Annotated in this window: 24 protein-coding genes and 1 riboswitch; all 24 genes read right to left on the reverse strand. The window is 42.3% G+C overall.

Annotated features, from left to right (window positions below):
* Window positions 1-7: 7 nt before the first annotated feature.
* Window positions 8-1,147, reverse strand: a complete 1,140-nt coding sequence (locus BBI08_RS13680) for an acyl-CoA dehydrogenase (RefSeq protein ID WP_008496880.1) — start codon at window positions 1,145-1,147, stop codon at window positions 8-10.
* A gap of 16 nt (window positions 1,148-1,163) precedes the next feature.
* Entirely contained in the window at window positions 1,164-2,300 is a 1,137-nt protein-coding gene (locus BBI08_RS13685) for an acyl-CoA dehydrogenase (protein ID WP_008496879.1), read from the reverse strand.
* Between the two features lie 18 nt (window positions 2,301-2,318).
* On the reverse strand, window positions 2,319-3,170 hold the full coding sequence (locus tag BBI08_RS13690) for a 3-hydroxybutyryl-CoA dehydrogenase (RefSeq protein WP_008496877.1): 852 nt from the start codon (window positions 3,168-3,170) through the stop codon (window positions 2,319-2,321).
* 2 nt (window positions 3,171-3,172) lie between these two features.
* On the reverse strand, window positions 3,173-4,366 hold the full coding sequence (locus BBI08_RS13695) for an acetyl-CoA C-acetyltransferase (protein ID WP_008496876.1): 1,194 nt from the start codon (window positions 4,364-4,366) through the stop codon (window positions 3,173-3,175).
* 223 nt (window positions 4,367-4,589) lie between these two features.
* Entirely contained in the window at window positions 4,590-6,725 is a 2,136-nt protein-coding gene (locus BBI08_RS13700; RefSeq protein ID WP_008496875.1) for a (Fe-S)-binding protein, read from the reverse strand.
* A 245-nt stretch (window positions 6,726-6,970) separates the two neighbouring features.
* A complete protein-coding gene (locus tag BBI08_RS13705) occupies window positions 6,971-7,648 on the reverse strand; it encodes an alpha-ribazole-5-phosphate synthase (RefSeq protein WP_065528219.1) in 678 nt (225 codons plus the stop codon).
* The gene (locus BBI08_RS13710) at window positions 7,638-8,120 is read right to left on the reverse strand and encodes an ECF transporter S component (RefSeq protein ID WP_065528220.1); all 483 of its coding nucleotides are present in this window, start codon (window positions 8,118-8,120) and stop codon (window positions 7,638-7,640) included. The genes BBI08_RS13705 and BBI08_RS13710 overlap by 11 nt, the downstream gene beginning before the upstream one ends.
* Before the next feature lies 1 nt (window position 8,121).
* The gene (locus BBI08_RS13715; RefSeq protein ID WP_008496872.1) at window positions 8,122-8,712 is read right to left on the reverse strand and encodes a cob(I)yrinic acid a,c-diamide adenosyltransferase; all 591 of its coding nucleotides are present in this window, start codon (window positions 8,710-8,712) and stop codon (window positions 8,122-8,124) included.
* Window positions 8,684-9,115, reverse strand: coding sequence for a bifunctional adenosylcobinamide kinase/adenosylcobinamide-phosphate guanylyltransferase (locus tag BBI08_RS13720; protein ID WP_065528221.1), 432 nt, complete (start codon window positions 9,113-9,115; stop codon window positions 8,684-8,686). The genes BBI08_RS13715 and BBI08_RS13720 overlap by 29 nt, the downstream gene beginning before the upstream one ends.
* Window positions 9,067-9,651: a histidine phosphatase family protein gene (locus tag BBI08_RS13725; protein ID WP_008496868.1), complete on the reverse strand. Its 585-nt coding sequence runs from the start codon at window positions 9,649-9,651 to the stop codon at window positions 9,067-9,069. Before BBI08_RS13725 ends, BBI08_RS13720 begins: the two co-directional genes overlap by 49 nt.
* A complete protein-coding gene (gene cobS, locus BBI08_RS13730; RefSeq protein ID WP_008496867.1) occupies window positions 9,624-10,394 on the reverse strand; it encodes an adenosylcobinamide-GDP ribazoletransferase in 771 nt (256 codons plus the stop codon). Before cobS ends, BBI08_RS13725 begins: the two co-directional genes overlap by 28 nt.
* Entirely contained in the window at window positions 10,391-11,848 is a 1,458-nt protein-coding gene (locus BBI08_RS13735; RefSeq protein WP_008496866.1) for a cobyric acid synthase, read from the reverse strand. The genes cobS and BBI08_RS13735 overlap by 4 nt, the downstream gene beginning before the upstream one ends.
* Before the next feature lie 4 nt (window positions 11,849-11,852).
* The gene (locus BBI08_RS13740; RefSeq protein WP_008496865.1) at window positions 11,853-12,401 is read right to left on the reverse strand and encodes a bifunctional adenosylcobinamide kinase/adenosylcobinamide-phosphate guanylyltransferase; all 549 of its coding nucleotides are present in this window, start codon (window positions 12,399-12,401) and stop codon (window positions 11,853-11,855) included.
* Window positions 12,383-13,462 carry a pyridoxal phosphate-dependent aminotransferase gene (locus tag BBI08_RS13745; protein ID WP_065528222.1) on the reverse strand — a complete coding sequence of 360 codons (1,080 nt, stop codon included), beginning with the start codon at window positions 13,460-13,462 and terminating at the stop codon, window positions 12,383-12,385. The genes BBI08_RS13740 and BBI08_RS13745 overlap by 19 nt, the downstream gene beginning before the upstream one ends.
* Window positions 13,449-14,402, reverse strand: a complete 954-nt coding sequence (cbiB, locus tag BBI08_RS13750; RefSeq protein WP_065528223.1) for an adenosylcobinamide-phosphate synthase CbiB — start codon at window positions 14,400-14,402, stop codon at window positions 13,449-13,451. Before cbiB ends, BBI08_RS13745 begins: the two co-directional genes overlap by 14 nt.
* The gene (locus BBI08_RS13755) at window positions 14,399-15,865 is read right to left on the reverse strand and encodes an adenosylcobinamide amidohydrolase (RefSeq protein ID WP_008496862.1); all 1,467 of its coding nucleotides are present in this window, start codon (window positions 15,863-15,865) and stop codon (window positions 14,399-14,401) included. Before BBI08_RS13755 ends, cbiB begins: the two co-directional genes overlap by 4 nt.
* A 2-nt stretch (window positions 15,866-15,867) precedes the next feature.
* Window positions 15,868-16,860: a FecCD family ABC transporter permease gene (locus tag BBI08_RS13760; protein ID WP_040850623.1), complete on the reverse strand. Its 993-nt coding sequence runs from the start codon at window positions 16,858-16,860 to the stop codon at window positions 15,868-15,870.
* A complete protein-coding gene (locus BBI08_RS13765) occupies window positions 16,853-17,824 on the reverse strand; it encodes an ABC transporter substrate-binding protein (protein WP_008496860.1) in 972 nt (323 codons plus the stop codon). Before BBI08_RS13765 ends, BBI08_RS13760 begins: the two co-directional genes overlap by 8 nt.
* A gap of 430 nt (window positions 17,825-18,254) precedes the next feature.
* A riboswitch (cobalamin riboswitch) is annotated at window positions 18,255-18,441 on the reverse strand.
* A 45-nt stretch (window positions 18,442-18,486) separates the two neighbouring features.
* Entirely contained in the window at window positions 18,487-20,148 is a 1,662-nt protein-coding gene (gene argS / locus BBI08_RS13770) for an arginine--tRNA ligase (RefSeq protein ID WP_008496858.1), read from the reverse strand.
* On the reverse strand, window positions 20,148-20,555 hold the full coding sequence (locus BBI08_RS13775) for a YwiB family protein (protein WP_008496857.1): 408 nt from the start codon (window positions 20,553-20,555) through the stop codon (window positions 20,148-20,150). The genes argS and BBI08_RS13775 overlap by 1 nt, the downstream gene beginning before the upstream one ends.
* 646 nt (window positions 20,556-21,201) lie before the next feature.
* Window positions 21,202-22,425: a cation:proton antiporter gene (locus tag BBI08_RS13780; protein WP_008496856.1), complete on the reverse strand. Its 1,224-nt coding sequence runs from the start codon at window positions 22,423-22,425 to the stop codon at window positions 21,202-21,204.
* Window positions 22,426-22,634: 209 nt separating this feature from the next.
* Entirely contained in the window at window positions 22,635-23,132 is a 498-nt protein-coding gene (locus tag BBI08_RS13785; protein WP_008496855.1) for an antibiotic biosynthesis monooxygenase family protein, read from the reverse strand.
* Window positions 23,133-23,415: 283 nt separating this feature from the next.
* Complete coding sequence (gene speB / locus BBI08_RS13790) at window positions 23,416-24,288, reverse strand: agmatinase (protein ID WP_008496854.1); 873 nt, start codon at window positions 24,286-24,288, stop codon at window positions 23,416-23,418.
* A gap of 3 nt (window positions 24,289-24,291) precedes the next feature.
* Window positions 24,292-25,125, reverse strand: coding sequence for a spermidine synthase (gene speE, locus BBI08_RS13795; protein ID WP_008496853.1), 834 nt, complete (start codon window positions 25,123-25,125; stop codon window positions 24,292-24,294).
* Between the last annotated feature and the right edge of the window lie 29 nt (window positions 25,126-25,154).

The following is a 25,154-nucleotide window of genomic DNA, read 5'->3' on the forward strand; positions in this document are numbered from 1 at the left end:
CCTCCGCTTATTTGGTGACCATCCGGGAAATAACTAAACGCTGAACTTCTTGTGTACCTTCGTAAATTTGTGTGATTTTCGCATCACGCATAAAGCGTTCAACCGGATAATCTTTTGTATAACCGTATCCACCGAATACTTGAACCGCTTCCACTGTTACTTTCATCGCTGTATCGCCAGCCATCAATTTCGCCATTGCTGACTCTTTGCTGTATGACAATTTGTTCGACTCTAGCCAAGCTGCTTGGTATGTCAACAAACGAGAAGCTTCGATTGAAGTCGCCATATCTGCCAATTTGAACGAAACTCCTTGGTTCACCAAGATGGGTTTGCCAAATTGCTCACGCTCTTTTGCGTAATCGATTGATGCATCAAGTGCACCTTGTGCAATTCCGACCGCTTGAGCTGCGATTCCGTTACGGCCGCCGTCCAATGTTTGCATCGCAATTTTGAACCCTTGGCCAAGTTCACCTAAAACGTTTTCTTTTGGTACGCGGCAGTTATCAAAAATAATTTCTGTTGTCGGGCTTGAACGAATGCCTAGCTTGCGTTCTTTTTTACCGACTGAGAAACCTTCAAAGTCTTTTTCAACGATAAACGCTGTCGTGCCTTTATGTTTCGATTCTGGATCTGTTACAGCGAAAACGACATAAATGTCTGCAATGCCACCGTTTGTAATAAAGATTTTCGACCCATTTAATACGTAATGATCGCCATCTTCTCTTGCCGATGTGCGCATAGAACCTGCGTCAGATCCAGCAGATGGTTCCGTTAAGCCATAAGCGCCGATTTTTGTTCCTTCAGCCATTGGACGAAGGTATTTTTGCTTTTGTTCTTCTGTTCCGAATGTATATACCGGCCAGCCAGCTAGTGAAGTATGTGCTGATAATGTAACGCCAGTCGATGCACAAACACGTGATAATTCTTCAACTGCGATACAGTACGCCAAATAATCCGAACCAATTCCGCCGTATTCTTCTGGCCATGGAATTCCTGTTAGGCCAAGTTCAGCCATTTTATCGAAAATTTCACGGTCAAAACGCTCTTCTTCGTCACGCTCTTCTGCTGTTGGAGCTACTTCTTTGTTTGCGAAATCTCTTACCATTTTGCGGATCATTTGGTGTTCTTCAGATAGTTGAAAATTCATTTTTATATTCCTCCAATTATTTGGTTAGTTGCTTGCTAATAACGATGCGTTGAATTTCACTCGTGCCTTCGTAAATTTCCGTTACTTTAGCGTCGCGGAATAAACGTTCAACTGGATAGTCTTTTGTATAGCCGTAACCGCCGAATACTTGAATGGCTTCAATTGTGACGTCCATTGCTGTTTTTGATGCAAAAAGTTTGGCCATTGATGCCTCTTTGTTGCAGTCTTTTCCTTTTGAATACAAATCAGCTGCGTTATAAACGAGCAATTTCGACGCTTCTACTTGCGTCGCCATATCCGCTAGTTTAAAGCCGATACCTTGTTGCTGTGCAATTGGTTTGCCGAATTGCTCACGTTCTTTCGCATAAGCCACTGCGTATTCATAAGCCGCTTCTGCGATGCCCAGTGCTTGTGCCGCAATTCCAATACGTCCAACATTCAAATTCGCCATCGCGATGCTGAATCCTTTATTTTCTTCGCCTAATAAGTTTTCAGCCGGTACGCGCATGTTTTCAAATGTTAACTGAACTGTCTTCGAACCGTGAAGGCCCATTTTCTTTTCGTTTTTACCGATGATTAAACCAGGAGTATCTTTTTCAACAATAAAAGCTGAAATCCCACGAGAACCTGCAGCTGGTTTTGTTGAAGCAAAAACGATATACGTATCAGCTGCTCCGCCGTTCGTAATAAAGACTTTTGAGCCATTTAATACATAGTCATCTCCGTCTAGAACGGCTTTTGTTTTCAGACTTCCTGCATCAGACCCTGCAGCTGGTTCTGTTAAACAAAACGCGCCAAGGTATTCACCAGTCGCCAGTTTCGGCACATATTTTTCAATTTGTTGCTGTGATCCGAAATTCAGAATCGGGTTTGTTCCAACAGATGTGTGAACAGATAGAATCACTCCGATTACACCACTAGCTTTCGATAATTCATGAATAGCCGTGATATATGAAGTAAAGTCCATTTCCGAGCCACCGTATTTCTCAGGAGCGGTAATCCCCATTAATCCAAGCTCGCCCATTTTCTTTAAAATAGCTGTTGGAAATTCGTCATTTTCCATATTTTCGATAAAAGGCGTAATTTCTTCTTTCGCGAAATCTCGCACCATGTTGCGCATCATAAGTTGTTCATCTGTAAAGTGCAAATCCATTTCGGTTCCTCCTAAATATTATGAGTAGTTATAGAAACCGCGCCCGGTTTTCTTACCTAGCCATCCTGCTTTTACGTATTGGCGCAATAATGGGCTCGGACGATATTTGCTGTCGCCAAATCCTTCATGCAGCACTTCCATAATATACAGGCACGTATCAAGACCGATAAAATCAGCCAGTTCTAACGGTCCCATCGGATGGTTCATACCCATTTTCATAATGTCATCGATTGCTTCTTTTGTTGCGACACCTTCTTGAAGTGTGAAAATCGCTTCGTTAATCATCGGCATAAGAATTCGATTCGAAACAAATCCTGGGAAGTCGTTTACTTCTACAGGTGTTTTTGAAAGTTGCAAGGTCATTTCTTCTACTTTTTTGTACACTTCATCTGAAGTTGCCAAGCCACGAATAATTTCCACTAATTTCATGACCGGCACCGGATTCATGAAATGCATGCCGATAACTTGTTCAGGACGATTTGTCACTGCTGCAATTTCTGTAATTGGTAGTGATGATGTATTTGTTGCTAATATTGCGTGCTTTGGTGTCACTTCGTCTAAAGTTTTAAAAATGCTATGCTTTATCGCCATGTTCTCAACAGCCGCTTCAATGACGATATCGACGTCGTGTGCGTCTTTTAAATCCAATGAAGATGTAATGCGGCCAAGTACAGCTGTTTTTTCATCTTCTGTCATGCGCCCTTTTTCAACATTGCGTGATAAATTTTTGGTGATTGTTGCAATGCCTTTATCGTATGCTTCTTGTTTCATATCGTTTAACTTCACATTTAATCCTGCTTGTGCACAAACTTGCGCGATACCAGAGCCCATTTGTCCGGCTCCAATTACCATTACGTTTTGAATCGACATACTTATTTTGCCTCCTTAGGAACTTCAATCATGATCGCGTCGCCTTGTCCGCCACCTGAGCAAATTGCTGCGATACCAATGCCGCCACCGCGACGTTTTAATTCGTAAGCGAGTGTCAAGATAATGCGTGCACCGCTAGCCCCAATTGGGTGGCCAAGTGCTACAGATCCGCCATTCACGTTAACTTTTTCAGCATCAAGTCCTGCAATTTTCGAACTAGCTAAGGCAACTGCTGCAAAAGCTTCGTTGATTTCGAATAAATCAATTTCATCGATTGATTTACCTGTTTTCTTTAATAATTCGTTAATGACAATTCCTGGCGTTTCAGGGAAACGGTGTGGTTCGATTGCCACTTCTGTATGTGAAAGAACATGAGCCAATACATTTTTACCTTCTTTTTGTGCGCGTTCTTCACTCATTAATACAAGTGCCGCTGCACCGTCATTAATTCCTGGTGCATTTCCGGCAGTGATTGTACCGTCTTTTCCGAATGCTGGTTTTAGTTTTGCCAATGCTTCAATTGTTGAGTTAGCGCGCGGAGATTCATCCACATCAACTGTAATTGGATCTCCTTTGCGTTGCGGGATGTCGATTGCCACGATTTCTTCAGCAAACAAATCTTTTGCTTTGATCGCACGTTCATGCGAACGAGCTGACCATTTATCTTGCTCTTCACGAGACAAGTCAAAGTCTTCAGCAGTTGAGTTGCCGTAAGTTCCCATATGAACTTTGTCTGGGTGGAATGAACAAGACAAGCCGTCATGGACCATGCCATCAATTACTTGTGAATCGCCCATGCGAAGACCCCAACGTGCTTTTGGTAAATAATAAGGTGCGTTGGACATCGATTCCATACCGCCTGCAACGATTACTTCTTCATCGCCTAAACGGATAATTTGATCTGCTAACGTGACACTGCGCATGCCCGATGCGCATACTTTATTGATTGTTTCAGATTTAACGTTATATGGAATACCTGCTTTTGTTGCCGCTTGGCGGGATGGGATTTGTCCTTGACCAGCTTGTAAAACGTTCCCCATGATTACTTCTTGAACATCATCTAGTTGGATATCTGCGCGGCTCATTGCAGCTTTGATCGCTTCTGCTCCAAGGTCACTGGCTGATAATGTGCTTAAGTTTCCTCCGAATTTCCCAAATGCTGTACGTGCTCCGTCAATAATGACTGTTTTTGCCATGATGATTTTCCTCCCTTAACGTGTTCCGTTGTAAACGGTTTCAATTTCAATAAAAAAATAAAGCGAGTTATTTTTCTATTGACATTTCATTGACTGAACGCTCGCTCGGTTTTTATGCAAAAGAAAAGGGAGCATTCTACTCCCCTTCTTTCTTATACTTATTCTATTATTCTACTTAATTTTCTGTTATTAAGCAATTTTTTTTTACTCAATGACTAGCGACTTATTGGATAATTGTTTCTGGTTCTGGCGTTTTATTTCCTAGAACAGCCATTTCCAATAGCTCGGCTACATCATAAGTTCCAACTTGTTCTTCAACTTCTTTCGCTTTCGTACCGTCTGACAACATCGTCAAGCAGTATGGACAACCAGAAGAAATCATTGTTGGGCTCACTTCGAGCGCTTGTTCCGTGCGGGCAACGTTAACACGATGACCTGCATCTTCTTCCATCCACATCATTCCGCCGCCAGCTCCACAGCACATGCCGTCTTCACGGTTACGTTTCATTTCAACCAATTCTACGCCTTCGATCGCTTTCAATATTTCGCGCGGTGCATCGTACACATCGTTATAGCGTCCAAGGTAGCAAGAATCATGGAACGTAATTCGTTCGTTTACCGGGAATTGTGGTTTCAATCGACCGTCTTGAACGAGATCGAACAACATTTCGGTATGATGATACACTTCCGCTTTAAAACCGAAATCTGGGTATTCATTTTTGAAAATGTTGTAAGCATGCGGATCAATCGTAACGATTTTTTTAATCTCCGCTTTTTCAAATTCTTTAATATTGCCTGTTGCAAGTTCTTGGAACAAGAATTCGTTCCCAAGACGACGTGGTGTATCACCTGAGTTTTTCTCTTTGTTTCCGAGAATTGCGAATTTCACGCCTGCCTCATTCATCAGTCGAGCAAATGACAAAGCGATTTTTTGTGAACGACTATCGAATGATCCCATTGATCCAACCCAGAATAAGAATTCGAATTCTTCTCCTGCTTTGTTCATTTCTTTTACCGTAGGAATATGAATGTCTGGACGCGCATCTCTCCAGTTTTCTTTTTCTTTACGGTTCAGACCCCATGGATTTCCTTGACGTTCGATATTTGTCATCGCTCGCTGTGCATCTGGATCCATTTTTCCTTCTGTCATAACAAGGTAACGACGAAGGTCAATAATTTTATCTACGTGCTCATTCATAACTGGACATTGGTCTTCACAGTTACGGCAAGTTGTACATGCCCAAATTTCTTCTTCTGTGATAACGTCTCCGATTAAGCTCGGGCTGTAAAGTTCATCAATCGTAATACCTTCAGCACCAGCAGCCATTGCCAACTGATTTCCTTGTGTATTGTTAAATGCCATTGCCGGCACCCAAGGTTTCTTCTGCGTCATAACTGCTCCTGTATTTGTCAGGTTGTCACGAAGCTTTGTAATCAAGTCCATTGGCGACAGCATTTTTCCTGTACCAGTTGCTGGACACATATTCGTACAACGTCCACATTCAACGCAAGCGTAGAAATCGATCATTTGGCTTTGCGAGAAATCAGTGATTTTCCCAACACCAAATGATGGCATCGCATCTGGATCTTCTTCGTCTTCCATTTCTTCAAAGTTGATTGGTTTTAAACGACCCACATGATCAACTCTATGGAACCACGTGTTAACTGGTCCAAAAATTAAGTGAGCGTGTTTTGATTGTGGTACGTAAACTAAGAATGTAAGTAGGAATAGTAAATGTGCCCACCACATGATGTAGAAAATTGTAACGGTTGCAGCTTCAGGTAACCAAGCAAATGCACTAGCTACTAAAGAGGCGACTGGCTCAGTCCAAGCAGTTTCATGGCCATGCCAATTCATGTTCATTCCGTTACCAATTAGTACAGTAACCATCAAGCCACCAATGAAAATCAAAACAAGTCCTGATTTCCATCCGCGTTTCAAGCGAACAAGTTTTTCAATATAACGTCTGTAGAATGCCCAGATCACTGCGACCAAAATCGTTAACGTCACGATTTCTTGGAAGAATGTGAAAGCCGGGTACAACGGTCCTAACGGCAAATGCGAGTCCGGAGACAAGCCTTTAATGATAAAATCGATCGCACTTGCCTGAACTAGCAAGAATCCATAGAAGAACATAACGTGAATCGTTCCACTCTTCTTATCTTTCAATAATTTTTTTTGACCAAATACGTTGACCATGACTTTGCGCAAACGCTCGTTGAAATTCTCTTCAAACTCGACCTTTTTTCCGAGTTGGATAAAATCATATCTCGACTTCAATAAATAGATGAAGAGATAGAAAGCGTAAGCGGTTACAGCTATGAATAAAATCCAGTTTGCAATTAACAATGGCTCCATCGCGATATCCCCCTTATGTTGTGTATATTCAAAAAATAACTTACTCAAAGTTTACGTGAATGACTACAACTTGTCGATACTATGTTCTATATTAAAATATGAATGAGCATTCAGTCAACCTAAATATAAAAGAGTTTTCAAATTCCACCTTCTACTTGGAGCATTGCAGTAAATAAATTCAGAAATTTGTTATTGTCTTGCTAACTAAAGAAAGCCGCATCCCGTTACAGGATACAGCTTTCGCTTTATACAAATTCAACTAGATACACATGCTCTCCAAAATATCGCATCGCACGTTCTGCATTTTCATGTTGCACACCGACTAAAACACATGTCGCAGGTCCACTGGATTTTTTTGTATCAAGGGATGTTGACATTTTCACTGGTCTCTTCATCAGCAATTCGAATTCTTCCGCAATTCCTTTTGACCCGACTGGCCAAACTCGCTCTACTAAAGATAAATCAAGCGCTTTTTTAAGGAGAGCTAGATTGGCAGTTTGATGCTCATTCGTCAACACTTCTTGGCCTACTAGCGGAACGCCGTAAACAAACCACTGCAAAGATCCGACAGACATTTGCTTTCGTTGGCCTTTTCCAATCATCGTTACAGAGATACCTGATTGCACTGTAGGCATATTGGTTTCCGTACTCCCTGAAATGAGCGGTAGAGTTGATTGCGATTCCGCAAAAAGCTCGGTTACCCCTTCGATGTAATAATCCCAACTAGAAGCTCCACTAAAATTGTGAATCAGTATCGCTTGCGGTTCGCTACCTGCTGCCCATTGTTCGAGCAATGCAACACGTGCCGCAAACTTTGCTGTAACGGCATCAGAAATTTTTATCACATCTTGTTCTTTTCTACCGATTGCTGCCGAATTATCTGAAGTTATGACAAATCCATCTATCAACAATTCATGTCGCATGTCCTGACCCTCCGCTAGCCTTCAACACATAAGGCAGTAAGAGCGCCGCGACTCCAGCATTGATAGAAGCTGCAATTAGTAACCCAGGTAAGGCGGCATAAAAAAACGCTGGTGACAATAAGAAGTAAAACGGCACTGCCGCTACCACTCCGTTACCAATGATAAATGCCACCCATTTCAGCCTATACTTTCCTGCATGATGCAATTTTGCGAACAGCCATACGATTACCCCCATTTCAATTGCAATTATTAAGTGAAACGGTCCGAGTGGCATGCCTCCGAACAATGCGGAAATCAAATGACCAAATGCCGCAATAGTCCCAACAAGTGGAGCTGAAAAAAATAGTACCGCTACTAGCGCCGGTGTTGCATCGAGTGCAATAGACGCAATGCCGAGCGGAATTTTAATCATTCCCCCTATTGCGGACAAGCTGATAAATAAAGCCGCAAGTGCCAGTTTTTTCGTAGTCATCTTACTCTACCGATTTCTTACTGCGTCCGCCGTTCTTAAATACTTTGGCACTGCGCACATACTCATTATCTGGAACACCGACGCGCGAATTAACAACGCGTGATGCTGCAAATAAATAATCAGATAAACGGTTCAAATAACGTTGAACCACTTGTGGGAACTCTTCTCCAGACTTCAGCAACGTAACCGTTTGTCTTTCAGCACGACGTGTAATCGTACGTGCGATATGAAGCGTAGCAGCAGCCGGAGTTCCTCCTGGCAAGATAAAACGTTCAAGAAGCGGCGGTTCTTCCATCAATTCATCGATACGTTTTTCCAAAACTTCAACTGGTTCTTCCGTCATTTTATAATTCGGATCTTTTCGAACATCTGCTAAATCGCCACCGCAATCGAATAATTCATTTTGAATCGCTTCTAAATCTTCTAGTAAATCCGCATAAGTTTCAGGCGCCAATTCAGTCATCGCTTTGCCAATAAATGAATTGACTTCATCAATCGTCCCGTATGCTTCAACGCGTGGTGCATCTTTGTCCGTACGCGCTCCGATCAAACTTGTTTGCCCTTTATCCCCTGTTTTTGTGTAAATTTTCATCTTGATCCGCCCCTTTTATCGTTTGTGGAATACCGTACCAAATGCGTGTAATTTGCTGTGCTTCTGTAAACAATAATTGATACAATCGGCCAACAAGGTCGCGCAGTTCACGCTCGATCCGCTCTGTTGGCACGATTCCTCTGTTCAAATCTGTTAATACCCAGATTTGTTTCGATTGACTAGAGCCCAGTGTTTTTTTGACTCTTTCTATTATTTGCTGTTCTGTTAAACCTTGTTCAAGTTGTTCTTTTACCCAACGCTCCACTCCAGCGATTACCGTTATCGAATCACTAAGTATCAATTGCGGCATCATGCCTTCATGCCAAGATGCTTCTTCATTTTGTATCAAATTTTTCACATATTGTCGTTTGCCGTTAAAGGCTCCACCGAAAACGATGTGCATAATGCCCGCTCCTCAAACGCTTGGCGACTTTTCCAAACTAAGTTATGGCAGCCTCCATTTAGCGCAGTTTGATCTTGAAATCTCTCACCTAAAGCTTGTGCGATTAAGTAACGAATCGGTCCGCCGTGCAGAACTAACGTAACTTCGTTGCCATTTGGTATTTTTCGCAGTCCTCGTTCAACCCGCTCCGCCATGTCTTTTAAACTTTCACCACCAGGCGGACTGATGTTCCAAGGGTCATCTATCCAGTCGCGATAACGTTGAATATCTTTTAACTGTTCATAGGTTTTCATTTCCCATTGGCCAAAATGACATTCTCGCAACTCTCTATTTGCTCGGTAAATGGCATTTGGAAACAACACAGCTGCGGTTTCTCGACACCGCTTTAAATCACTGCCCATAACTTCATTTATCTGCAAATCTGGTTTGGCCTTAAATGGCAAAACTGATTCATCGGTCCAGCCAATATAACGTTTTTGCTCGTTTCCTCTTGTCGGAGCATGGCGAATTAAACGAAGAACAAAAGACTCATCCATAATAAAATCTCCACTCCTTCCACATAAGCACCTAACAAATCACCTGTCACACCGCTAAAATTGCGTAAACACCAAGCGCGGTATAGCCATGAAAATCCGAACAGCAGGATGATTAATACAATTGCTGACAAAAAAGTAGCACTCCAAATAAGAAGCATGAAGCTAATAACCAATGCCACTATAGCGACAAGTTGCAATTTCTTATGGCTGACTCTTTTCTGAAAAAAAGCCGCTACGCCATCTGGCTTTGCTGATTTTGTAAAACTAAACAAAGCCAATAAACCGATTCTCGAAAAAACTGGGATCAATAAAACCCATACAAGAGATGCTTCATTTATCGATTCTGCTACTAGGATGATTTTACCGACAATAGCCACTACTAATGCCATCGCACCAAAAGCACCAATTCGTGGGTCTCCCATAATCGCCAACCGCTTGTCACGATCTTGGTAAGAAAAATAGGCATCTCCCGTATCTGCCAAGCCGTCCATATGCAAGCCACCGGTCAGTACCAAGCCAATCAGAACCACTATAAAGCCGAGTAGTAAAGAGCTAATCTCTGTTGTATCACGGAGCAACCATACGGTACTTGTCAAAACACTACCGAACAACAAACCTAATAGAGGTAGTATCGCATACATAGCCGTAATGTATTCTTTCTCCATCGGCAATTGCTTTTTAACTGGAATCACCGAAAAAAATTGAAGCGCCAATAGAAATCCGGTTCTTAACTGCCGAGTCATTGGTTTGCCTCCATTATTTCTGTGACTTTCTGCCAGTCCAGATGATTTTTCACGTGCTTGGCCCAGCGATCAAAAGGATCTTCCGATTTTTCATGCACTGGAATCGGTAAGTTTTTCTGTTTGCGAATGGGTGCTAAAAATGCAGTTCGACAGCTCCGATCACGGAAAAAACCATGTAGATGTGTTCCAATCACGCGGTCACGATAATACCCTTCAACTGAATCCCCGCAATCAATTAGCCAATGTTCGATTCCTGTGACTCGGCCATGATGAATTTCATAACCAATCACTTGGGCTTCTAAAGCTTCGAATTTTACTATGCCTTTTTGACGTCGAACCATTTTTTCTTTTTCAAAACGGACATGCATGTTTGGCACCAAGCCAAATCCCACTTCAGCTTTTACTGCAACACCGTCATACCCATGTGGATCTGACAAATTTTCAGCAAGCATTTGAAATCCTCCACACAGGCCGACAATCCATGTATCTCCTGATAATGACTTCAACTTTTCATCAAGCCCCTGCTTTTTCCAAAATCGCAAATCTGCAATCGTGCTTTTCGTTCCAGGCAACAGTATAATATCAGGTTGCCCAATTTCTTCTACGCTTTCTACCCAACGAACCGTGACGTCTCGCTCAGTTAAAAACGGCTCGATATCGGTGAAGTTGGATACATAAGGATGCTTACACACAACCAAGTCGATTGCACCTTTAATAACGGATTTTTGTTGTACCGCTCCCACTCCTAGTGAATCTTCTTGCTCGATTTCATGACTGTCCATATAAGGAATAACACCAAGAACCGGAATGCCTGTATACGATTCTAAAAACCGCACGCCATCTTCAAATAGCTTGGCGTCTCCTCTGAATTTATTGATAATCAAACCTTTTATACGTTCTTTTTCTGGTATTAAAGCAAGCGTTCCGACAATTGATGCAAAGACACCTCCTCGCTCAATATCAGCCACAAGAACCACGGGAACATCTGCCCGTTTTGCAACCGTCATATTGACTAGTTCACGGTCGTTTAAATTCATCTCTGCAGGACTGCCCGCTCCTTCAATAACTATGTGCGTGAAATTTCCCGCTAAATTGGTGAGCGCTTTATCGATTGCTTGTAATCCTTTTTCGTAAAATTGTGCTCGGTAGTCCATGCCGTCCATGGTTTCAAGTTTTTTACCGAATAACACCACTTGTGATTTCATGCCGCTTTCAGGCTTTAATAAGATGGGATTCATATCAACAGTAGCTATCGTGCGAGCTGCTTCTGCTTGCACACCTTGTGCGCGCCCGATTTCTTCGCCCAATATCGTCACATACGAGTTATTCGACATATTCTGCGACTTAAAAGGAGCGACTTTCACTCCTTGATCAGATAGAATTCGGCAAAAAGCGGTACAAAGCATACTTTTTCCAACATCTGAAGAAGTTCCTTGAATCATTATTCCGCGCATGTTTTCACTTCCTTCTAAAAGCCAGACCGTTCTCCATCTCAATTGCTTGATCCGCTTTCTCTACTAGCCAAATGTGAATTTTACCGAGCCACGCTTGGTATCGTTCATCACGCACGAAATCATCTAGCACTTCGTTTGAGACAACGGTCAATAAATCAACAGTGTTTAGCATTTGGTCGATTGTCTCTTGCAAACTCTCCCATTTCGCTTCTATACATCCAGCTGTATCTACGCACATATTATTCGTTTCCCAACCTTCGTATAACTCATTGGCAAGCCAAGTCGTCACACAATCCCACAACACTAAATCATGTGGTTGTAGTTTTTCGATAGCATTTCCCATTTTGTGTGCTTGCTCGATTGTGAACCAATTGTCTTGCAAACGATCGTCACGGTGGCGTTCAATCCGTTCTTTCATTTCCTCGTCGTAAGCTTGTCCGCTTGCGATATAAACTTTGCGAGTGGTGCCAAAAGTTCGGACAATCGTTTCGGCATAAGTACTTTTGCCGCTTCGAACGCCACCACTAATGAAAATTAATTGACCTCGAGCCATTCGCTAATCGCCTCCCGAAGTTTTTCCATGTTGTTAGGTAATTTCATCCCGGCTCGAAACCACTGTCCATTCATTCCTTGAAAAGATTCGGTATGACGAAGAACAATCCCTTTTTTCAAAAGGTCTGTAAAAAATGCAGTGGCGTTTTTTGATTCAGGTAATTTAAATGACAAGAAATTCACTGCAGAATTTGTTGTTTCGCAATGATGCATGGCTAAAAACTGTTGCATCTTTTCTCGTTCATTTATTGCTGCTTTGATTACTCTTTCGCGATAATCCGATTGTTTTAAACACCCTGCGCCGATTGAAGCGGATAACGCATTGACGTTCCAATGTGCCGCCCCTTGTTTTAATTGCTTGATTATCTCAGTCTGACTGACCACATATCCAAGACGGAGTCCAGGAATCGCATACATTTTGGTCATTGAACGAACGATAATAACATTTGGAAATTCGTTTAAAAAAGGCATAAAAGAAGCTTCTTCACCAACAAAATCGATAAACGCCTCATCAAGTACCAGTTCACAATTGTCTTCGAGACACGTTTTCGCGATGTGCTGAAGCATTTCAATATGTATTAAAACACCAGTCGGATTATGCGGGTTGCATATATAAAGCGCGGAGCATCCTGGTATAGCATTTCGAACATTTTCGCGTGTTAATGTCCATGCATTTTCTGAATGTAATTGAATCGTCTGGATTTTAACATGTTCTGCTTCCAAGGTTTGGCGGTATTCCGAAAATGCTGGTTCCACCAACACGACCTGTTGGTTTCTATACCTTCTAGCCAACCAAGTAAAAACCTCAGCTGCTCCGTTCCCTGTAGCTACTTGCTCCACATCGACCTGATGAAAATGTGCCGCTGACGTGCGAAATGGTTCACCGTCCGGATCTGGATAAGAGCCGATTAACGAATACATTTCCGACCATTGCTCTTTTAAAAACGCAGGTGGTCCGAATGGATGGACATTTTCGCTAAAATCTATTATTTTTTCGGGTAGGCTGATACCCGCTTGTTTATATAAGCGCAGTGGATTGGCTCCGTGATTAGGCAATTCCAAGTAAAATCCCTCCTAATGCAAATAAAATAAAAAATCCAATTGTCACTTTTTGCATCTGTTGGATTGTTTCTTTAATATGATGTGCTTCAAGTTGGTAAACCGCTCTTCCCATGAGCGCACGATGCGATTCGACGCCTCTGTACCGGTTGGTTCCGCCTAATTGAATACCTAATTGGACAGCCGTTGCCGCCTCTAACCAGCCACTATTTGGGCTAGGGTGCTTAGGGGCATCTTGCAACCAAATTTGAAGACGCTGACGTAATGAGAGTGTTTGGTGACTTTTTGTCATGACTATAAGTAAAAAGCCGGTTACGCGACTTGGAATGAAATTCAAGACATCGTCAGCTTTTGCTGAAGCAAATCCAAACTCCTTAAATTCTTCATTTTTGTAGCCTACCATTGAATCGAGTGTATTAACGGCTTTGTATAGCCATAAACCGGGTGCTCCCAGTAAAAACGCCCAAAATAGCGGTGCTGTTACGCCATCACTTGTGTTTTCAGAAACCGTTTCGACAACGCCGCGCGTAATTTCACTTTCATCCAATCCACCTGTGTCTCGTCCAACAATCCAGGATAACTTCTCACGTGCCAATTCCATGTTTTGATCGACAAGTGGGTGATAAACATCCATTGCTGCATCTTTCAAACTTTTTTGTGCCAGTCCTGAAGCAATTAACAACGCCTCTATCGCAACACCGACAACCGGATTGATCGAATAAGCTAAAAAGACAATGGCATATACAATTATGAATGCAGTAATCGCAATGGTTGCAAGAAGTAAAAATCCGGTTTTGAATGCATTTTTCCCACGATTCCAACGATTGGTTAATTTTTTTATCGCCATACCGATCCAACGAACAGGGTGTGGCCAATTAGCTGGATCTCCCACGATGCGGTCGATAATGATTCCTAAAAAAATCGCTAAAAGATGTGACATCATCCGTTTTCCGCTTTTGCTAACTCATATAATTTGAGCGCTTCTATAGTACATTCAAAAACGCCGACTCCGATTAATTTACCAAGCTCGGTAATGGGTCCTGCATAAGGCAACTTCTCACCTTGTTGCGTCGCCGCTACTAAACAGCTGTCAGTTGATGTACCTGTTGCAATCGTACCTGTGAGCGGGTCTTTGACTTGTCTTTCTTGAAGCGCTTTCGTTTTTGCTTCGGTCGCTGTAATCATCGCTTGTATAAATGCTTCGTCTGACAAAACACCATTGACCATAATCCATGTATTAATCGTACCAACCTGTACGGATCGTTCTACCGCTTTTGACACGTCTACACCATTGCCGACTCCAGCAGTCACGGCAATGATGACTGAACCAAACGGACCTTCGTATTCTTTGACAATCACGTCTTGCGTTTGAACGGCGGTCATCATCCCTACTGTATCCGTAGTTTTCAACCCATTTTCCGCAATAAACTCGGTCATTTCTTGAACACTATCATCTACGTTATAAGCTGCATCTACATGACGGTTCATAAAATTACGGAACCATCCAGAACCTGCATTTACAACAGCTGAAGAAACCGTTTTTAATGGCGTTGGGCTTTGAAACAACACCATATCTTTTGAAACGGTAAAGTCTTTTGCGCAAATTCGGTGATTAACTATTTCACTTTGAACTCCTGGCAATAAAGTGATTTGCGGTTTCGGTAATTCCGGATGTGGGTGATTGCTGACTCGCGTCTTGTAAACTGTTTCGATGTCTTGCTCTCGTACCACTTCATGCGGCTCACCAATGCGAACGATGGTTCCTTGGTCAAGCAGCAATAATTGATCGCAATACATAGATGCTAAATTGATATCATGGAAAATTGATACGATGGTTAAGTCTTTTTCGATCGCTTGTTTTTTAATCGTATCGAGCAACTCTTTTTGGTGATTGATGTCCAAATGGTTCGTTGGTTCATCAAGCAATAAAATCCCCGCATCTTGCGCTAACGCTTGTGCGACGAAAACACGTTGCTGTTCGCCACCGGACATCCGGTCAATTTGTGTTTTTTCATATTGGCTAATGTCCATTAACCGCATTGCTTCTTTAACCGCATGCTCGTCTTCTGTGGACCAAGATGAAAACCAACCTACTTGGTGAGGGTAGCGACCAAGTGATACGGTTTCCCGAACAGTATGAGCAAAAGAATGAGCATGAAGTTGAGGTAAAACCGCCATTTTTTTCGCTAGTTCTTTTGCCGGAAAATCTGCAATTGACGTTCCTTCAATTTGGATTTCTCCACTAGTTGCTGGCAACACGCCACTGATTAATTTCATTAATGTCGATTTCCCACTGCCATTCGGTCCTAAAATTCCAAGTATAGAGCCTTTGTTGACGGTGAATGATACATTTTCAACGATTTTTTTATCACCATAACCGCCTGTCAGTCCGATGATCTCAAGCATAGTTAAATCCCTCCTTTGCGTTGACGGAAAAAGATAAAGGCAAATACCGGTGCCCCGATAAACGCAGTAATGACACCAATCGGTAATTCTGTTGGGGAAATAATCGTTCTTGATACTAAATCACAAACGATTAATAAAGCAGCACCATTGATAAAAGATAAAGGCAACACATGACGATGATCTGATCCCCAAAGTAATCGAGTCATATGGGGCACTACCAGTCCAACAAAACCAATTGTTCCTGAAACGGAAACGGCAGCTCCAGTCAGTACCGAACCCCCAATTAAAATCGTCATTTTGCTTTTTTTCACATCTACACCAAGGTGTTGTGCGCGTTCTTCACCAAACAACATAGCATTTAACTCGCGACGCTTGAGCCACAATACAAATGAACCGATTAATACGAAAGGCAATGCCATTCGCACATATGGCCAGCCACGCATTGACACGCTTCCGAGTAACCAACCAATAATTTGTCGCAACTCTTCTCCTGTTAAAGCAATCATCAAAGAAATAATTGACCCTAGAAAAGAACTAAAGATAATGCCCGTCAAAATCACGGTTTCCATTTTCATCGAGCGATCCACCAATTTTGCAAAACTGACAACAGCAAGCATTGTCAATAATGCGCCGATCATGCTCATAACCGGTAAAGTGAATGGACCTAAAAACGGGATAGAGATACCAAAAAAGAGCGTCATCACAGCGCCGACTGAGGCACCGGAAGACACTCCCAGGGTGTAAGGATCGGCCAATGGATTTTTCAAAAGCCCTTGAAATGCAGCACCAGCAATCGCTAATGCCGCCCCAACAAGACCAGCTAAAATGACACGTGGCATACGAATATTCCATAAAATATTGGCAGCCGCTTCATCGAACGAAGGATTCCATAACACCACTGGCGATATGGATACCGTCCCGACCGTCACACCTAGCACTATCGCTCCCGCTAAAATAAATAGCGAAACGCTATATGCCACTATATTTTTACTCATTGAAAACATCAGGATATACTGCCTGTGCCATTTCCATTAATCCCGCTGTTAAACGTGGGCCAGAACGGGTGAGCATATCTGAATCTAGGCTGTAAACCGCTTCTTCTTTAACTGCTGTTACTTCTGCAAAACCACCGCGAGACTTGATTTGACCAACGGCATCTTCAACATAAGCGCCTTCGGTTGTAATAATCACGTCTGGATTTGCTGCAACGATTGCTTCTGGGTCCATACTAACCCATCCATCTAAATCGCCAGCAACATTTTTCGCGTTGATCAGTGTCAGCATTTCATCCATGAACGTCCCACTACCGGTAGTGTAAATATCCGGTTGACTGCCAACTTCTAAAAAGACCGTTTTCGGTTCTTCGACTGTTGCTGCCAGCTCTTCAATCGATGCTACTTGAGCTTCCATTTCCGAGACAATGTTTTCCGCTCTTTCCATGCTACCTGTCGCTTGTCCGATTGTTGTAATCGAATCATACACTTCATCAAAGCTCGCTGCGTTTTGAACAACGAATACATCAAGTCCGGCATCACGCAATTGCTGCAGCCCTGCATCGCCCACACCTAATCCAGATTCGTGTGCCAATACTAAGTCTGGCTGAAGACCAATGATTTTCTCTACATTGAATTCTTGTCCACCGATTTTTTCAACGTCTGCCGTTTCTTCTGGGTAGTTGTCATAATCCGATACGCCAACGATTTTGTCGCCTAACCCAAGTTCATATGCAATTTCTGTATTAGATGGAATCATGGAAACAATCGCCCCAGGCTCTTCGTCAATGACAACTTCATTGCCCGCTGCATCTGTCAGCGTTACAGGAAACTCAACATCTGCAACTTCAGTTGGTGGTTCTGCTGGTGTTTCGACGTCTTCTTCAGGTGTTGCGGTTTCTCCGCACCCTGCCATTAAAACTGCTGCTAATCCTGCTGTTGCTCCAAACTTCCAAAACTTGTTCATCAATAAAATCCCCCTAGAGTGTAGTGTTTTTGTTGTAAGAAAGCATCGGCTTATCTATTAAAATTTTTTTCATTAGTTCCGCTACTAAAAAAGATTGAATCATTATCATTTTTTATGGAATCCTCCGGACCAAGTGGACGCTTTGGACCCACTTGGTGTGGGTCGTGGCAACTGGCGCGACAGGACGTCGCGATGCCAGTTGCCAAGGACGCCGCTTGAGCCCACGGAAAGCGAAGTGGTCAATCCAGTTGGAGATCATACGCCGTTATTTATTTCAGTAAAACTTTGTCCACAACCTGATTTCATTAGTTTTCATATCTTGAGATAAAAAACAATTTATGAAAATACAAAATCCCCCGCAAAGTTCTGCGAGGGATTGAAAGGACGCCATAAAAAAGCATGCGCATCCAGCCTTTCCTCGCAGGCGTATGGGTGTGTTGTCATAAAGGCAGGTCTCCTGGCTTGTGATCATTGGTCTTTGCACCTTCCCGAAGCGTTGCTTCAGTGGCATATTGCAATTTCCTCTCACTTACAGTGGCGGGACCGCGCCGGAGTTGAACCGGCTTCCCTTTTAACTCATGTTCTTAGACATAAGCACCTTCATGAATCGCTATTAAGTTCTAATTCTGTTTTCATTATACACGTAACTGCAGAGCTTTCGCTTACATTTTTTCAGGAGCTTCGACGCCCACTGTTTTCAATGCATTCGCTAAGGTTGTTTTCACAGCTGTAATCAATGCTAAGCGAGCACTTGTCATTTCGACATTTGATGCATCTAATACTTTATTGGCATTGTAGAAGCTATGGAAATGTGATGCCAACTCTTGAATGTACGTCGTAATGCGGTGAGGTGCACGTTGTTTAGCTGCATCTGCGATGACTTGTGGGAAATCCCCAATTTTTTTCAAAACATCAATTTCTTTTTCAGAAGTCAATAAGTTTAAATGCTCTTCTGAAGCTAGTAAACCTTGTTCTTCTGCTTGGCGTAAAATTGAGCTAATACGCGCATGCGCATATTGCGAGTAATAAACTGGGTTTTCGTTTGACTGGGAAACCGCCAAATCCAAATCAAAGTCCATATGCGAATCGCCTGAACGCATCGCGAAGAAATAACGCACCGCATCTAGTCCCACTAGTTCGACTAGTTCGCGCATCGTTACAGCTTTGCCTGTACGTTTACTCATCTTCATTTTTTCGCCGTCTTTGTACAATTGCACCATTTGAATAATGCTAACTTCAAGTGTATCGCGATCGTAACCAAGCGCTTCGATGGCTGCTTTCATACGTGGGATATAGCCGTGATGATCAGCACCCCAGACGTTGATTAGCTTACCAAATCCACGTTGCAATTTATCTTCGTGGTAGGCAATATCGGGCATTAAATACGTGTACGTGCCGTCATTTTTGATCAATACGCGATCTTTGTCATCACCGAATATTGTTGAACGGAACCAAGTCGCGCCGTCTTCTTCAAAGACATGACCGTTTTCACGAAGTTTAGCCAAAGCCTCATCAATTTTACCGTTTTTGTAAAGAGACGATTCTGGATACCAAACATCAAATTCCACACGGAAGTCAGCTAAATCTTGTTGCAGTTTAGCCAATTCCACTTTTAATCCATGTTGACGGAAAATTTCAAAACGCTCTTCGTGCGTCATGCTGACAAATTTATCGCCATGTTCTTGAACTAAAGCTTCTGCAATATCTTTAATATCTTGTCCGCGATAGCCATCTTCTGGCATGCTGTCACCTTTGCCCAATGCTTCAAAATAGCGCGCTTCGATTGACAAAGCCAAATTGTTAATTTGGTTACCGGCATCGTTAATATAATATTCACGAGATACATCATATCCTGCCAAATCTAAAATATTGCAAAGCGAATCGCCGACTGAAGATCCGCGCGCATGACCTAAATGCAAATCGCCAGTTGGGTTAGCCGAAACAAACTCCACTTGGATGCGCTCATTGCCGCCTGCCGTTGAACGCCCGTAATCTACTTTTTGCTCTAGTACCGTTTTTACAACGTCCTGCAAATAATCTTTTTTGATCGTAATGTTGATAAATCCTGGGCCAGCAATATCTACTGTTTGGATGTTCGCTGCATCTTTGTCAAGATTTGCTACAATCGCTTCGGCAATCGCACGAGGTGGCTTTTTCGCCAAACGTGTTAATTGCATTGCAATATTCGTAGCATAGTCTCCATTTGTTTTGTCTCGCGGCGATTCTAATTGTACTTCTACAGCTTCTGTTGTTAATTCTGCTTTTTCGATTGCTTCCGCAAATGCTGTTTTAATGTCGTGTTGAACTTGTTCTACTGCATTCATTATTTAGCCTCCATAAATTGTATTTCCATTTCATATTCCCCGACATGATCTAAACCTAATGACAAATCGTATCGGACCATGAATCGAGTATCACTGACGAAAAGCTCATGCGCTTTTGTCGTCAACATAAACGACCCTTGTTCATTCGTTAGATTGCCGGTTTGTTCTTTATGTAATAAAAAAGGTAGCCGCATCTGTAAGCCGCCGCTTCTCATAATCATTGCTTCATTTTCTTGAAGTTTAACCGTCGTTCGAATTTCAAGATCATCTTGCTGCTCGGCATACTGTAAATAGCGCAGCTGGTTTTTCTCCGTTAATGTTCCTCGAGATTCCAACACCATTACTTGTTCTTCCATATCCGGCTGACGGATCGTCGTTGTCAGTTTTATTTCCACTGTCTTTTGCATGTCTTTCCGCCTCCCCGTCAAATAATAACCTTCTCATTATAGCCCGATTCACTCGGCTTTTTCAATACAGCACCCATTGTTTACGTCAGTTCTTTTTATCTAAATGCGATGTAAGATGAATTCCGACTAATTTAAAGGAAAAGCCGATCCTTTTTTTAGGATCGGCTCAGCTTGTAGACAAAAGAGTTATTATGTTAGTTAACGAATAAATATTCGCCTTATCCTATATACTGGATCCTTCGCTCCATGCGGACGCTTTCCGCGGACGAAGCGCTGAGCCTCCTCGTCGCAAGCTCCTGCGGGGTCTCATCACTCCGTTTTTCCGCAGGAGTCGCCGCATTATGCTCCGGATCCTTGTGTGATTACTCGTTAATCCTCTTGAAAATAAATTCGCTGGTTACTCTCTCTAATTAGGGCAATATGCTAACAACCGTTCTGGCCACGAAGACTCCTATGGGACAGCGAAAGCTGAAGACCCCGCAGGAACGCAAGTGACGAGGAGGCTGAAGCTGAGCCCATGGAAAGCGCAGTGGCTGGAACGGTTGTGGTTATACACAACTATACATTTTCAATAGACTTTGTCTACAGTCTGAGCCGATCCTTTTTTTAGGATCGGCTAATTTCTCATTTATTCAAATTTGCGGTGCTATTTTGACTGCAACCCTAATACTTTGATCAATGGTTTGATGGTTAAGCCTTGAATAACTAAAGAAAACAGGACGACTGCAAACGTTAGTAACAAAATCGTTTCACGTCCGTCGAAACTCGCTGGAAGACTTAACGCCAAAGCAATGGATAAACTGCCTTTCAGTCCGCCCCAGTTCAATAAAATCCGTTCTTTTCGATTTAAATCTCTGGCCGGCATCGTGCTGAAAAATAACGCAATCACTCTCGCCACTAAAACGATCACAATGGCTAAAATAATAATCAACCATTGACCTGCAAAATCGATATTGCGAATTTCCAACCCGACAATCAAGAAAATTAACGAGTTCGCAATAAGGGTAATTACGTCCCAAAACGTATTAATCGCGCTTTTCGTTAACTCAGACATCCCGATTCTACCGCCATAATCATTAAAAACAAATCCTCCTGCCACGACGGCGATTATTCCGGATACGTGAATGTGTTCTGCGATAAAATAACTACCGAAAAACAATAAAGCCGATATGGCAATTTCAAAAGGGTAATCATCATAAAATCGAATAACTTGTGAAAAGAGGTATCCCAGAATGACACCGACCAATATTCCTCCTACAGCAAAACGAAGAAATAGCAATACCCCACTACCTAATCCTGCCCAGCCCATATCAATATAAGTCAGCAAATAAACAGACGCGATTTGAAAAAGCACAATGGCAATTCCATCATTAAAAAGAGACTCACCTTCCATAATCGCTGAAAGTTTCTCTGAAACCCCTGCTGACTTAAAGATGGATAAGACACTGATTGGATCGGTTGCGCTCATCAATGCCGCAAACGTAAAAGCGACTGCTAAAGGAAGGCCAAGTAAAAAGTGAGTTGAAAAGCCAATAAGAACAAATGATATAAATGTCCCCCCTAAAGCTAGACCAATTACAGTTTCTTTTCGTTTATACAAATGGTGAAAAGGAAGTTTTAACGTAGCATCCCCAAGCAAAATGGGCAGAAATAAAGAAATGATAATGACCTGAAAAACTTCTGATTGGGTAATGAATTGTTCGGCTTGGTCAATAAAAGGAAATGGGAAACTAGTGGTACCAAGTAAAAGCCCTACTAAAACCAATGCGATGGTATCGGGCTGCTTTACTTTTCTGGCGATGCCGACAACCGTTATCGCAATGGCCAATAACACTAGGACTTGTATGAATACTTCATCAAATTCATGCATAAGTCACTCTCCTTTCTGGGTAATTGCTTACTTCATCTATATCTCTTATTGCCTATTACTAAACGCATACTTAAAATTCAATTCTGCTAAGACATAAAAAAGCCTCCAGTAAAGGTAGTGCACCCCAAAAGTTAGAGTTCAAATCTAACTTTAAGGGGTCACTACCAAAGGAGACTGTTTTGATAAATCACTTTCTAAAAAAGCTATATTTATTTCGTATAACTGGTCACAAAAGAAGAGCGCGGGAAAATGTTTGGACGTTTATCAATACCTTCTTTAGTGCCGCGTTTTGCATGCGCATGACCGTATGCTTGAGACTGTTGCCAATCTATGAACGATTGTTTGTCTTCCCATAAAGTCAGAATGACGTAAACATCTGAATCGAGTGGGCGCAGTACACGAATTGCAGCGAAGCCAGGTTCTTTTTCTACCATGCCTGCTCTATTTTGAAAACGTGATTCAAAAAGTTCACGACCTTCATCTGTCACTGGAATATTGTTAAATACCGCATAATGTCCATCAGCAAAATCACCTACAGCATTCAATACTTCATATGCTTCAGACGCTTTTAAACCTGTACCCTCGTCTGTTTCGTAAAGCAATACGGTTTCGTCATCGTTTTTCAAGTAAGTGAACTGGGCCTTCGACAAACTTTCTACTAAGGCTTCCGCTTGATCTTGTGGACCTGTCCATTTATACAATTGCATTGTTCGCACCTCTTTCAGATAGCTGGTTTCTTTTATCTTATCGTTTTCAGAAGGAAGTTTCTAATTTGGGGGTTGTGTAAAGAATAAAAAAGTCGACCTGGGTTTTCCAGGCCGACTTTTAAAGATTTCAGTTGTTTAATAAAATACGTTTATGCTTTTCTTATTGTCTAGCTCTAGCGGCCAAATTCTAGGGTCGTAAGCCACTCTAACTGTGCGGCAGAAAAACGCCACTTCGTCAGAGCGGCTTACGCCCGTCGAATCTACACGGCCGCTTCCTCTTTTTTTATTTAATCCAACCAAGTATCATTTCGCGCATTAATTTGCTTGCTGTGTTCGCTGTTTGGTCAGAATGGTCGTAAACTGGTGCTAGTTCTACAAGATCAAAACCAACTACGTTCACGCCTGACGCTGCGATAGCGTGGATAGATGCTAATAGTTCACGAGACGTGATACCGCCTGCGTCAACTGTTCCAGTGCCTGGTGCGTGTGCAGGGTCTAATACGTCCATATCAATCGTGACATAGACATTGCGACCTTCAAGTGTTGGCAATACTTCTTTTAAAGGCTCAAGCACTTCAAATTTCGAAAGGTGCATGCCGTTTTCTTTTGCCCAGTCGAATTCTTCTTTCATCCCTGAACGAATACCAAATGAATAGACGTTTTTCGGTCCGATGTGATCTGCGATTTTGCGAATTGGTGTCGAATGTGAGTATTCTTCGCCTTCGTAGTTTTCGCGAAGATCTGTGTGTGCATCAAAGTGAATGATTGCCAAATCGTCGTATTTGCTTGCGACTGCTTTCATTACTGGCAATGACACCAAATGCTCGCCACCCATACCCATTGGAATTTTTTCGTCCGCTAAAAGCGTGTGCACATAAGTTTCGATTTCCGCTAAGCTTTTTTCCGGATTGCCGAATGGCAATGGAATATCACCTGCATCAAAAAACTTTACGTCACCTAGTTCGCGGTCAAGGTACGGGCTATATTCTTCTAGTCCAATTGAAACTTCGCGAATTTTGTTCGGGCCAAAACGAGAACCTGGACGGTAACTCACTGTCCAATCCATCGGCATGCCGTAAAGAACCGCTTTTGATTCTTCGTAATTCGGATGACTTTTGATAAATACTTTTCCTGAATATGTTTCGTCAAATCTCATGTTTTATTCTCCTGTTAAATCTTTCACGAATTTCGGTAAAACAAACGCAGCGTTGTGCAACTCTGGCGTATAGTATTTCGTGTCGATTTCATGGAAACGTTCTGCTGGTACTTCTAATGGGTTGTACTTTTTCGAACCAATCGTGAACGCCCACAAACCACTTGGGTATGTTGGAATGTTCGCCAAATACAAGTTCGTGATTGGGAAAATTTCTTTTACATCACTTTGAACTTGCTTGATCAAATCTGCTTTAAACCATGGGTTGTCAGATTGCGCGACGAAAATACCGTCTTCTTTTAATGCTTTTGAAATTCCTGCATAAAAGCCTTTTGAGAATAAGTTTACAGCTGGTCCAACGGGTTCAGTTGAATCTACCATAATCACGTCAAACTCGTTGTCTGATTCTGCGATGTGCATGAACCCGTCTCCAACGATAACTTCCACGCGTGAATCTTCTAAACCTGACGCAATGCTAGGCAAGAATTTTTTTGAGTACTCGATTACTTTTCCATCGATGTCGACAAGTGTCGCTTTTTTAACAGACGGGTGCTTTAAAATCTCACGGATTACGCCACCATCACCGCCACCAACTACTAGTACGTTTTCTGGGTTTGGGTGTGTAAACAATGGAACGTGTGCGACCATTTCGTGATAAACAAATTCGTCTTTTTCAGAAGTCATGACCATGCCATCTAAAAACAACATATTGCCCCATTCAGCTGTTTCTGCCATTTCAAGAAATTGAAAATCTGTTTGTTCTGTATGAAGGGTTTTGTTGATTTTCATCGTAATCCCAAAGTTTTCTGTTTGCTTTTCTGTATACCAAAATCCTGCCATCTATAATCAAACTCCTTTTCATTCTGAAT

The organism is Planococcus halocryophilus (assembly GCF_001687585.2).
Lineage (GTDB): Bacteria > Bacillota > Bacilli > Bacillales_A > Planococcaceae > Planococcus > Planococcus halocryophilus.